This window comes from Chitinophaga pinensis, from assembly GCF_007896845.1.
GTDB classification, from domain to species: domain Bacteria; phylum Bacteroidota; class Bacteroidia; order Chitinophagales; family Chitinophagaceae; genus Chitinophaga; species Chitinophaga pinensis_C.
In genome coordinates, this window is record NZ_VOHS01000020.1 from 71,105 (window position 1) to 83,972 (window position 12,868).

Annotated in this window: 7 protein-coding genes; all 7 read left to right on the forward strand. The window is 45.7% G+C overall.

Features of this window, described 5'->3' with window-relative positions; all coding sequences use genetic code 11:
* Nucleotides 1-212 precede the first annotated feature (212 nt).
* The 7 genes from FEF09_RS19075 to FEF09_RS19105 all read left to right on the forward strand — a co-directional run bounded on the left by FEF09_RS19075 (nucleotide 213) and on the right by FEF09_RS19105 (nucleotide 12,862).
* Nucleotides 213-1,667, forward strand: a complete 1,455-nt coding sequence (locus tag FEF09_RS19075) for a T9SS type A sorting domain-containing protein (RefSeq protein ID WP_261387600.1) — start codon at nucleotides 213-215, stop codon at nucleotides 1,665-1,667.
* A gap of 170 nt (nucleotides 1,668-1,837) precedes the next feature.
* Nucleotides 1,838-3,451 carry a glycosyl hydrolase family 18 protein gene (locus tag FEF09_RS19080; RefSeq protein ID WP_146306597.1) on the forward strand — a complete coding sequence of 538 codons (1,614 nt, stop codon included), beginning with the start codon at nucleotides 1,838-1,840 and terminating at the stop codon, nucleotides 3,449-3,451.
* An 81-nt stretch (nucleotides 3,452-3,532) separates the two neighbouring features.
* Nucleotides 3,533-4,702 (forward strand): carbohydrate-binding protein, encoded by a 1,170-nt coding sequence (locus FEF09_RS19085; RefSeq protein WP_146306598.1) that lies wholly within the window; start codon nucleotides 3,533-3,535, stop codon nucleotides 4,700-4,702.
* A 41-nt stretch (nucleotides 4,703-4,743) separates the two neighbouring features.
* Nucleotides 4,744-6,822, forward strand: coding sequence for a T9SS type A sorting domain-containing protein (locus FEF09_RS19090; RefSeq protein WP_146306599.1), 2,079 nt, complete (start codon nucleotides 4,744-4,746; stop codon nucleotides 6,820-6,822).
* Nucleotides 6,823-7,110: 288 nt separating this feature from the next.
* A complete protein-coding gene (locus tag FEF09_RS19095) occupies nucleotides 7,111-7,695 on the forward strand; it encodes an RNA polymerase sigma factor (RefSeq protein WP_146306600.1) in 585 nt (194 codons plus the stop codon).
* 199 nt (nucleotides 7,696-7,894) lie between these two features.
* A complete protein-coding gene (locus FEF09_RS19100; RefSeq protein WP_146306601.1) occupies nucleotides 7,895-8,902 on the forward strand; it encodes a FecR domain-containing protein in 1,008 nt (335 codons plus the stop codon).
* Between the two features lie 300 nt (nucleotides 8,903-9,202).
* Entirely contained in the window at nucleotides 9,203-12,862 is a 3,660-nt protein-coding gene (locus FEF09_RS19105) for a SusC/RagA family TonB-linked outer membrane protein (RefSeq protein WP_146306602.1), read from the forward strand.
* Nucleotides 12,863-12,868 lie beyond the last annotated feature (6 nt).

A 12,868-nucleotide genomic window follows, 5' to 3' on the forward strand; every position in this document is an offset into this window, starting at 1 on the left:
AATTAAGAATTAAGAATTGGAGCTGCGGCAACGTTCTTAATTCTTAATTCTTAATTTTTCGGATTGCTATCAACCATGTCAGGCGAGAGTATTTTATGCTGCTTTTTATGTACTGTATTTTCACACGCTCTTTCTGTGAAGCCGGCAATGAAGGCCCACTTCACTTCCCTCAGAATAAATAAGGTTCTCTGTTAACGCTAAAATTCCAACGTATGATGATGAAATTTACACACTTATTATTACAGGTTTTTATGGTAAGCTGTCTGCTCCTGGCAGCTTATGAAAAGGTATCTGCACAGTCAGGTATCTATGGCGGTGGTCCCATCTACAAAAACCGCAGCTATGCAATCAATGAACTTAGAAATTCCGGTTACACTTATGTGGTGGTATGGACCATTCACATCGATGCAAGCGGTAATTTTAACTTCAATGCAGAATTTCCTTTAGTGCAGAATGGTACTTATATAGGCGGAAATTCCTATCCGAATTTTGTGGATGATATGGCCAGACTGAAGTCAGCGCCGACCACCATTAACAGGCTGGAATTTTGTCTCAGCGCATGGGGTTCATCCACTTTTACCAACATAAAAAATCTGATCGCCGCACAGGGTACCGGTAGTACCAGTACATTGTACAAAAACTTTCAGGCTTTGCGTAATACTTTTCCCATGGTAGATGCCATTGGCTTCGATGATGAAAGTGCCTACGATGTCAGCTCTGCTACAGCACTGGCCGTGATGTTGGGGAACCTGGGTTTTAAAGTAAGTCTGGTGCCGTATACCAATTCAGGTTACTGGACAAGTGTGGCGACCAATACAAATAATCAGCGTCCCGGCACAGTAGACAGGATCGACCTGCAATGTTATGCCGGCGGCGCCGGTAACTCTCCCTGTAACTGGAATTTCGGGACCATACCGGTGTATGCGGGATTGTGGGATGCGGAGAAGTCAACAACACAGGTACAGAATCAGCTGAATACCTGGAAGAACAGCTGTAGTGCACGTATCAAAGGTGGATTTATGTGGTTGTATGATGACATTGACAACAGTGCACAAACTGCGGCTTATGCCACTGCTATCAGGAATGTGTTTGGTGGTGGTACGCTAAGTACAGCAGCCGTTACATTTTATCGTGATTGTAATTATGGCGGATTGGCGATCAGTTTACCAACGGGTGATTACACCCTGGCAAGACTACAGTCTTTCGGCATCCGTAATGATGATATTTCTTCTGTAAGCGTCAACAGTGGGTATAGTACCCGCCTGTATCAGAACGACAATTTTGGTGGCACATCCCTCGCCCTGACAGCCAGCAATTCCTGTCTGGTAGGAGCCGGATGGAATGACCTTGCCAGTTCGCTGATCGTACGTGCAGGCAGTGGAGCAAGGACTACTGAAGATGCTGCGGCACAGAAGAGCACTATCTCTATGACACCTAAAAAAGGGTTCCTGCTCTATCCAAACCCTGCTGCAGGCGAGTTGAAATTTCAGGCAGATGAAGACCTGAGCGGTGCACGCATACAGATCTTTGATCTGAGTGGCCGGCTGGTGATGACTGCCCGTAATTTGGCGAACAGACTGGATATTTCCGGGCTGCATGCCGGTGTGTATACCATTGTGTTCAACAGCAATGGCAATATGATCACCCGACAGTTTGTAAAACAATGAAAATAACCATTTAAATCTCTGATAAATCCTTTTTGCAGGTTCTGCTTTACACTTCTTGTAATTGAACGTACTAAGGGAAACACTTCTTTGCCTGGAGGCGACGGGCGGAACTTGCAATCAGTAACGCCGGTGTATGGCCGGCGCATTTTAAATCCCTCAAAACATAAATCATGAAAGCAAAAAAATGGATGAAGGCAGGTCTGCTGTTTGCAGCAGGTTTGTTGCTGTCCGCACAAACTTTTGCACAGTTTAAAGTAGTAGGCTATATGCCCTCCTGGTCTGGTAGCGTGAGCGCAATCCAGTACAGCAAACTGACGCATATTAACTACGCCTTTGCCTTGCCTACTTCCACAGGTGGCCTGCAGCCGATTGAAAACCCATCTAAGTTATCCAGTCTGGTGAGCAGCGGACACGCCAATGGTGTGAAAGTGCTGATCGCAATAGGTGGATGGAATAACGGAGATGATGGTGCATTTGAATCACTGGCAGCCAACGCTACCTACCGTACTAATTTTGTGAATAACGTCATGAATTTTGTTAATCAGTACGGTCTGGATGGTGTGGATATGGACTGGGAATACCCTGACGCGGGTGCTTCTGCCAATAACTACCTGGCTTTGATGCAACAGCTGTCCACAGCACTGCATAACAATGGCAAACTGCTGACAGCAGCAGTGGTAGGAACCGGTGGGGCCAGCATCCTCAGCGGCGTATTTAACGTAGTTGATTTCCTTAACCTCATGGCTTATGATTATAATAATTACGAACATTCTACTTACACTTACGCATCCCAGTCACTGAGCTATTGGGTTGGCAGAGGTTTGCCAGCTTCCAAAGCAGTATTAGGGGTACCATTCTACGCACGTCCATCATGGAATAGCTATGCTACTTTGCTGGCGAATGGTGCAAGTCCTAATTCCGATTATTTCGGTAGTGACTACTACAACGGTCTGCCTACTATCAGAAGCAAAACCAACCTGGCATATGATCAGGGAGGTGGCATCATGATGTGGGAACTGTCACAGGATGCAACCGGCGCTAACTCATTGCTGAGCGCTATCTACCAGGTTAAAGTAGACCGTGGTGGCGGAACACCTCCGCCAACCGGTGGCACCCTCATCCAGGCAGAAAATTATACATCCATGTCAGGCGTACAGGTGGAAGCTACCACTGACGCAGGTGGTGGCTCAAATGTGGGCTATATCGAAACTGGTGACTGGATGGCATATGCAAACATCAACTTCCCTACTTCCGGCACATACAAGGTAGAATACAGAGTAGCCAGTCAGAGCACAGGTGGTCAGTTATCACTTGACCTGAATTCCGGTTCTATTGTACTGGGTTATCTGAATGTACCTGTGACCGGCGGATGGCAGACATGGACGACTGTTTCACACAATGTGAATGTTACAGCAGGTACGTACTCACTGGGCGTTTACGCACAGTCAGGCGGATGGAACATCAACTGGATCCGCATCACCAAGGTGGCTTCCGCTGCACGTACAACTGCTGCAACGAGTGTGAAAGAACCGTTGTTTGACAACAAGGTGGTTGAAAAAGCCCCATTACTCTTCCCGAACCCTGTGGCTACTTCACTCAATCTGAGAGGTGACTTTAACCAGCCGGGCGGTATTATTACCATTTATGATCTGAATGGTAAACAGGTACTGAACGCTAAAGGTGGTGTTACCAATATCAGTGTTGATAAACTTCCGGCTGGTACATATCTACTTGTATATGTAAAAGGTGCGAAGAGAGTAACCCAGCAATTCGTGAAACAATAATCTGACCGCCTGCCTCCGGCAAAGAGTGTTTCCCTTATTTAACAAGTCCCTTTTTATTAACCATTTAAAACAAAAACCCGTATGATGCGATCATTAAAGATGACCCTTATGTTAACCGCTGGTCTGGCACTCGGAAGTAGTGCCGCGTCAGCCCAGAACTGGCAGCTGGTCTGGCAGGACGAATTCACGAACAGTATAGGCCCTGACTGGGTATTTGAAACCGGCACCGGTTCCGGTGGCTGGGGAAACAATGAACTTGAGTATTATCGCCGCGAAAATGCGACCATCGAGAATGGTCAGCTGGTGATCACCGCAAAGCAGGAAAGCTTTGGTGGTATGAATTACACTTCTGCCCGTATGAAAACCCAGGGCAGAAAATCCTGGACATACGGTAAGATTGAAGCCCGTATAGCCATGCCATCTTTCCAGGGCTCCTGGCCGGCGTTCTGGATGCTTGGCAGTAATATCACTTCCGTAGGATGGCCGTCCAGTGGAGAGATCGATATTATGGAACACGTTAACACAGATGCCAATGTACATGGTACTGTACACTGGACCGGCACCAACGGAGGTTATGCTTCCTATGGCAGCTCTACGCCGGTAGGTGTAACAGGCTATCACGTTTACAGTATCGAATGGGACGCCAATGCCATTAAATGGTTCGTAGACGGCGTACAATTTAACGTTATTAACATTGCCGGTAATGTAGGCAGTACGGAAGAGTTTCACCGCGACTTCTTCATTCTGCTGAATTTTGCCATTGGCGGTAACTGGCCCGGCTTTACAGTGAACAATGCAGCGCTGCCTGCAAAAATGTACGTAGACTATGTGCGCGTATATCAGAATTCAGGTGGTAATAACAATCCTTTTTCCACGACTATTCAGGCCGAATCTTATAGCTCTATGTCCGGCGTTCAGATAGAAGCAACTACTGACGCAGGCGGAGGATCAAATGTCGGTTACATTGAAACAGGTGACTGGATGGCATATCCATCAGTGACCATTCCTACAAGCGGTACTTATAAAGTAGAATATCGCGTTGCCAGCCAGACTGGCGGCGGACGTTTATCGCTCGACGTAAATGCGGGTGCAAATGTGCTCGGTTATCTGGACGTTCCGTCTACCGGCGGCTGGCAGAACTGGACCACTATCTCGCATAACGTGACGATCAATGCCGGTACTTATAATTTTGGTTTGTTCGCACAAACCGGCGGCTGGAATATTAACTGGTTCCGCATCACCAAATTGTAAACCATCATCTTTTAACCAACATCTTCAAACAGTTTTACCCTATGAGCAAAATGTTAAAATATATAGCCGGCACGTCTCTGGCGTTAATGGCGACCGCTGTTACTTTTGCACAGCAGAAAGAACCCTATCGTCTTGGTACCCCTGCCGGTCTCCTGCAGGATATCCGTACACAGGCTACAAAACCACATGCAAGACTGGTAAGCGCTGCCGAACTGAAAGTTGGCCCCGGCACCGTGTTGACCGGTAAAGTAAATACCCGCCGTACTGATGGTAAGAATATGGAAGCAATGATCGGTGAGATCGAAAATGTACCAGGTTCTTCTTTCTTCCTTCAGGTAAAGGACGGTGTTGTTACAGGTAACATTATCCTGCGTAACAGCAAAAAAGGTTATAAATATTATACCGATAATACCGGTGCTGCTTTTGTAAAAGAAGTTGCGCTCGATTCACTGTTGTGTATCGATTATAATAAAGCACCGGAAGAAACAGCCGGCAGGACAGCCAGCGCTAACGATGTTGCATTGGCGCTCGGTGAACTGCAAAGTCGTCCAGGTGCTAATGGTGTTGTACTGTTAGATTTTGACGGACAGTATGTATCCGGTACGCTGTGGAACAACGGTAATCCGATCAATGCAGCAGCAGCTACGCTCACGGAAGCGCAGCAGTTGGAAGTATGGGAACTGGTAAGTGAAGACTTCCGCCCGTTCAACCTGAATATCACCAACAGCGAAGCAGTATATAATACATATCCTGCTAACAGAAGAATGCGTTGCATCTTCACACCTACTAATACAGCTGCTCCCGGAGCAGGTGGTGTGGCTTATATAGGCTCATTCAACTGGGGTAATGAAACACCTTGCTGGGTATTCAATGGTGGCGTAAAAGGCGCAGGTGATGCTGCTTCTCATGAAGTTGGCCACACCTTTGGTCTGGGGCACGATGGTCGTAACAGCCCTGCAGAAGGTTATTATGCAGGGCATGGTAACTGGGCCCCTATCATGGGTGTGGGTTATTATGTACCGGTAGTACAATGGAGCAAAGGCGAGTACACCAGTGCTAACCAACTGGAAGATGACCTTGCTAAAATTGCCAGCAGCACTTTTGGTGTAGGTTACAGAACAGATGATGCCGGTGGCTCTATCGGAGCAGCATCTCCGCTGACAATTAACACCGGTGGAGCTGTGAATACCAATGGTGTGATCGAGCGTACCGGTGATCTGGATTTCTATAGTTTCACTACCGGTGGTGGTGCACTGTCGCTGAATTTTGCAACACCAACCCGTCATCCTAATCTGGATATTCTCGCTACATTATATAATAGTAGCGGCGGCGTGGTGACCAGCAGCAATCCAAATGATCTTTCAGCTTCTATCAGTGCCAACCTGAGTGCTGGTACTTATTATGTATCTGTAACGGGTACCGGTTATCTTAATCCGCTGAATACAGGTTATTCTAACTATGGTTCACTGGGTAGTTATGCGATCACCGGTTCTATTTCTTCAGCTACAGGTGCAGCCGCGACAGTATATAAAGACTGTAATTACGGAGGTTATGCGGTAACGTTGCCGGTCGGTAGCTATACGCTGTCTCAATTGCAGGCAAGAGGTGTAGTGAATGATGATATCTCTTCATTGAAAGTGGCCAGCGGATATGAGGTAATTCTCTATCAGCACGACAATTTCGGCGGGGATGCTTACCTGTTCAGAGGCGATTTCTCCTGTCTGGTAGACCTCTCATTAAATGGTGCACCGCTTAATCTGAATGACTGGACCTCTTCCGTAGTAGTACAGCCATCAACAGCTGCTGCTGCACGTACAGCTGGTACTATACAGTATATTGAGAAAGTGAAAACGGAAGAACCAGCTGAAAGCAAACTGAATGCAAGCCTGAATGTGATGCCGAATCCGTTTGTGAATGAAGTGGTTGTGAGAACGACAGCTACCACGAAAGAGGGTTATCTGTATGTAAGTGTGTTCTCGCTGGACGGTAAGACCGTAGTGCCTGCGAAACGTATTGTAAATGGCGAAAGGATCGATCTGTCAAACGTTGGAACAGGCGTTTACCTGATTAAGATCTTTAACGGTAAGGACACTGAGATCAGGAAGATCATCAAGCAGTAATAATTTTCCTGCCTGACAGGATCATTTAATGGGCAAAAAACGGGAGTACCACCTAAAAAAGGTGAGGCTTCTGTTTTTTGCCTTTTTTGTTTTCTCCTTTTCTACAGCAGTAAATACATTTCAAATACTTTTAATTTAATTTTTTGTTATAAAATGCTATACAATAAAAAGAATTGTTACTATTTTATATGTCGAAAAGATGGAGAAAACATTGTAATGAAAACCCGGAGCCATTAAAACTGCCGTATAATTTGTACCCGGAGGGGCGAATTATATAAACGACGTGATATGAATACACAAGATGCCGAGTTAGTTATTAAATTACTTGCCGATGATGTAACAGCCTTTGATGCCCTGTACTGGAAATACCACCAGGCAGTCTACCGAAATATTTTCAAGTTTGTTAAGGAGCCCATTGCAACAGAAGATATTTTGCAGGAGGTCTATGCCAGGCTGTGGGAGAAAAGGAAAGATATTAATGCTGGTCAGTCTGTAGCCGGCTGGTTGTTTGTAATCAGTTTTAATCTTTCAGTAGATTATCTGAGAAAGAAACTACGCGAGCATACTTTTCATAAGGAGTTGTATAATCTTAATATTGACGCAGGCGACTGGGAAGACAATCCCGGCGCTTACGAAGAACAGTATCACCTGCTGGAAGAAGCTATCTCACAGTTGTCTCCCAAGAAACAGAAGATTGTCACCCTATGTAAACTTGAAGGTAAAACATACGATGAAGTAGCAGAAGAAATGAAAATTTCCAGGAACACCGTCAAAGAGCATTTATCCATCGCGATGACCCGTATTAATGAATACATTCAGAAAAACAAGGAGCACAAATATGTATTGTTGCTACTGTTGTTTCTGAAGAATTAGTTCGTAAACCCATGACAGTCTGCCGTTGCATGATAACAAAAACGCAATGTCTGCACTGTTGTACAATCAGAAACATATGTCAAATATCAACCAAAATAACCGTGGACACATTATTAATAAGAATATGTAACAAATTTCGTAAACGCACCCACCCATATGCTGAGGAGCGCCGTATTTAGGTTAAATAATCATTAAAATAGTGCAGAACAGGAAGGAATACCTAAAGCAACTGTTGCAACAAAAGGAGTGGAAACAGGAAGACCGGGATTGGCTGCTGCAGTATTTAAATGAGAACGATCTAACGGATCTGCGGGATGTGGCGTCAGAAACTTATAACGCTGAACTGCAAAGCGCAGACCCTGTACTGGAAAGAGAACACTCAGCACGTATACTGGAGCAGATACATCAGCGCATCAGCGTACCGAAGGGCGCTGTAGTAAGAAGTATGTGGTTCAGTCGCTGGAAAGTAGCTGCTGCTGCCATTATTATCCTGGTTGCAGGAGCAGGCATCCTGAGCCTGTTCAGAAAACCCGAAAAACAGCTTTTAGTTACAGCGGAAAAACAACGGAAAACATTTACACTGCCCGATGGGACCATCGTGTATCTGGAGCCCGGAACCACTATACAGTATGCTGCCAGCTATGGCAAAGAGGAGCGTAATGTGACACTGACAGGTGAGGCACTGTTTAAAGTAGAAAAAGATGACGCACATCCTTTCATTGTTGCTTCATCCCTGATCAGCACCAAAGTATTGGGTACCTCTTTTAATATGGAGGTGAGAAACAATTCAAAGGCGAAAGTAGTGGTGCTCAATGGTATGGTGCAGGTAGCGGCAAAAGGAGAGGAGAATCAGAAGGGAAAGGAACTGATCCTTACAGCCAACAAGAGTGCGGTATATAATAAGGACACGCATCTGCTTGAAATGTCTGATGCCACAGACGATGCACGGTTTTATTCGCAGAAACAACAAGGACGGTTTGTATATGATGGAGAAGAACTTATAAAAGTAGTAAACGACCTGCAGAGATATTATAACGCGGAGATCAGATTAGATAAACGAATACAGCACTGTGCATTTTATGGAGATGTAAACATTGTGGATGACCTGGAGAAGGCACTCGATCTGATCGCAGTGTCGCTGAACGCCAAAATCAATAAGGATAAGAATGGAAACGGCTATATGATTGCCGGAGGTAACTGTCAATAGGACAAAAGACACATCGCCAACAGTTAACCTGCCTGATGCCTTAGAATGTACTGAGCATACACATGTATGCTAGCCAGCTTGTTATTATACGTAGATTAAATATTGCACACAACCAAACTAAATCGCTTTATGACGAATCAGGAAAGAACGCCATCCGGTTAACTATACCCTATTTGAGTTAACTCAGTAACGATAACAATTGAACTGCACCGCAGCTGGTGCCCTATTGCCCTGGTCCCTCAAGGACTGGTAATGGGAATGCTATTTTCCGAACCGAACCAAAATCAAATCATACACGAAATGCTTAAGAAGGCAACCCTATCCCTCCGCCTGATTGTGCTTGCGCTGCTGCTGCTGTTATCACAGACCATCGCAGTTCCCGCAAATGCTTCAGGAATACAGGATGCGCTAGACAAGAAGATTTCTCTGGAACTGAAAAATGTGTTGCTGAAAGAAGCACTCGACCAGATTGGTAATCTCGCAGAAGTCTCTTTTATCTATGCCGGCAACAAAACGATTGTTGGCAATAAAGTAGATGTAAATGCTCACAATGAAAAAGTGAGTGACCTCCTTAAAAAGCTGCTAAAACCTTTATCTCTTTCCTATACGGTCGTATATGACCGCGTGGTGATCCGCCCCGTTGAAAAAAAAATGGAAGGCCTCTCCGTACCGGAAAGCGAGCGTCAGGTACCACAACGTACCCAGGACATAAGAGGTACAGTGGCGTCTCCAAAAAATGAAGCACTGCCCGGCGTGGCTGTCGTTATCAAAGGAACTACCCGTGGTACTACTACTGATGAGAAAGGATTTTTTCAGCTGAAAGGCGTTCCTGCCGATGCAATACTGGTATTCAACTTTACCGGTTACCAGCAGGAAGAAGTGAGTGTGGCAGCTCATAAAAATGGTGTGATCAACATTCAGCTGAAAGAGAAAACAACCAAACTACAGGAAGTAGTGGTGACCGGTTTTCAGGACATTGATAAAAGCAAATTCTCCGGTGCCGCTGCCCGTATTAAAATGGATGAAGCCAAGATCGATGGTATGGCAGATGTGAGCCGTATGCTGGAAGGACGTGTGGCTGGTGTAGCTATACAGAACGTATCCAGCACTTTCGGTACCGCCCCTAAAATACGCGTACGTGGTGCTACCTCTATTAATGGTGATAACAAACCATTGTGGGTGGTTGACAACGTTGTACTGGAAGATGTGGTGAATATCTCCAATGACCAGTTGTCCAGCGGTGACCCGACCACATTGCTGGGGTCTGCGGTAGCAGGACTGAATCCGAACGATATCGAAAGTTTTGACATCCTGAAGGATGCGGCAGCGACTGCATTATATGGCGCGCGCGCAATGAACGGTGTGGTGGTTATCACTACCAAGAAAGGACGTTCCGGTTTAAAACCTGTAGTTACCTACAGTGGTAATTACAGCACTCAGCTGAAGCCTAACTATAACAACTATAATATCATGAACTCCGCCCAGCAGATGTCAGTACTGGCAGAGCTGGAGCGGAAGGGCATGCTGACTTCCGATATTCTTTCCCGCGGCGATATCGGCGTATACGGTAAAATGTATGAGATGCTGAATGCAGATGATAAAGGTAATTTCCCGCTGGAAAATACGCCTGCTGCAAAACGTAATTTCCTGCTGCGTTACGCCTCCGCCAACACTGACTGGTTTGATATCCTGTTCAAGACAAGCTTTATACAGGAACATTCCCTGAGTATCTCTAATGGTAATGACAAGGGTCAGTCCTATTTCTCTACCAGCTTTTACCATGATAACGGTTGGACGGTTGCGGATAAGGTAAGCCGCTATACGCTGAACTTCCGCAATAACTACAAGATCTCCGAAAAGGTAAGTACCGGTTTCTCTGTACTGGGTTCTGCCCGTCAGCAAAGAGCACCGGGTGCACTAAGCCGTACGAGTAACCCCGTAGAAGGGCAATACGACCGCGATTTTGACATTAATCCGTTCAGCTATGCCCTGAATACCAGCCGTACCCTGACCGCTTATGATAAGGACGGAAAACTCGAATATTTCAGAAGGAACTATGCGCCATTCAACATCATCAATGAATCGGCGAATAACTACCTGAACCTGAGTATGATGGACCTGCGTCTCCAGGGTGATCTTTCCTGGAAGATAGCTAAGAACCTGCGATATGAATTTGTAGGTGCGCTCCGTTATGTGAAATCCTCCCGTGAACATCAGATCACGGAAAATAGTAACATGGCAAATGCCTATCGTGCAGCCGACAATGCTACTATCGCAGAAAATAACAAATTCCTTTACCGCGATCCCAATAATCCGGATGCTTTGCCGGTGATCGTACTGCCTTACGGTGGTTTCTATAACCGTACAGAAGATCAGCTCCTCAACTTCGACTTCCGTAACAGTCTGAACTACAGCACCACAATCAACCAACGTCACAGTATTACAGCAATGGTTGGTCAGCAGGTGAAATATGCAGACCGTCAGAACTCTTCCAATACAGGTTATGGCTACCAGTACAATAATGGTGGTGTACCTTTTACCGACTTCCGTATCCTCAAACAGACCATTGAGAGCAGCTTCCCATATTACGGCATGGCGAAGGACTATGATCGCTTTGCTGCTTTCTTTGCGACAGCTACCTATGGATTGGATGGTAAATATAACCTGACCGGTACCACCCGTTATGACGGATCAAACAGACTCGGACGCTCAAAGAGTGCCCGTTGGCTGCCAACATGGAGTGTATCCGGTTCATGGAATATCGATAAAGAAAACTTTGTACAGGAGCTGGGTTGGGTAGATTATCTGGCGCTCAGAGGAAGTTACGGTCTGACCGCAAGTCTTGGTCCCGCTACCAACTCCAACATCGTATTCCAGACAGTTAACTCAAAAAGAACACATCTCGATGAAGTAGAATCAGTGATCAAGATCGCTCACCTGCAGAACGATGACCTGACATGGGAGAAACTTTACACCACTAATATTGGTCTGGATGGTACACTCCTCAACAGACGTCTGAACTTCTCGATCGACGCTTACCGCCGTAACAGCTTTGACCTGATCAGTATCATCAAAACTTCCGGTATCGGTGGTGAGACTTTTAAAGCAGCCAACTACGCAGATATGAAATCGAAAGGTATTGAATTGCTGGTGGGAGGTGATATTATCAAACGTAAAAACTGGGGATGGAAGACCAGTGTGACCTTTGGCTACAATACCAACAAGATCACCAATGTAAAGAACATTCCGCGCATCTTCGACCTCGTAGTAGCAGAGGGTGGTGACAAAGAAGGATATCCTGTAAGGGGTCTTTTCTCTCTTGATTACAAAGGACTGGATCCACACACAGGTGCCCCACAGTTTGTTGACCAGCATGGTAGTCTGAGCAAGGATGTATTCCTGCAGGATCTGAATACAGATCACCTTGTATACCAGGGTCCTGTTGATCCTCCTGTGAATGGTGGTGTGAATAATACCTTCCACTACAAAAGTTTGTCACTGAACGTATTTGTGACTTACCAGTGGGGTAATAAGATCCGTCTCTATCCGGCCTTCAAAACTGCCTACTCTGACCTGGATGCAATGCCTAAAGAATTCTATGACCGCTGGATAATGCCGGGCGATGAAAAAGAAACACAAACGCCTTCTATTCTGGATGGATTGGAGCAGGCATTCCTGGGTGGTGCTTATCCTTACAACAACTATAATTATTCAACTGCCAGGGTTGCAAAAGGAGATATGATCCGGCTGAAAACGGTATCGCTGACCTGGCTGGTGCCAGCACCTGTGCTTAGAAAAACAGCCTTTAATAATATCTCGGTAACCGGCGCGGCTATCAATCCATGGCTGATCTATGCTGACAAAAAGCTGAGAGGACAGGACCCTGAGTTCTTCAACACCGGTGGTGTTGCACAGCCGATACAGAAACAATTTACACTATCCTTAAAAGCAGGTTTCTAAATAAGA

Coding starts and splice junctions, on each gene's coding strand:
- FEF09_RS19075 (WP_261387600.1), top strand. CDS start 213: ATGATGATGAAATTTACACACTTATTATTACAGGTTTTTATGGTAAGC.
- FEF09_RS19080 (WP_146306597.1), top strand. CDS start 1,838: ATGAAAGCAAAAAAATGGATGAAGGCAGGTCTGCTGTTTGCAGCAGGT.
- FEF09_RS19085 (WP_146306598.1), top strand. CDS start 3,533: ATGATGCGATCATTAAAGATGACCCTTATGTTAACCGCTGGTCTGGCA.
- FEF09_RS19090 (WP_146306599.1), top strand. CDS start 4,744: ATGAGCAAAATGTTAAAATATATAGCCGGCACGTCTCTGGCGTTAATG.
- FEF09_RS19095 (WP_146306600.1), top strand. CDS start 7,111: ATGAATACACAAGATGCCGAGTTAGTTATTAAATTACTTGCCGATGAT.
- FEF09_RS19105 (WP_146306602.1), top strand. CDS start 9,203: ATGCTTAAGAAGGCAACCCTATCCCTCCGCCTGATTGTGCTTGCGCTG.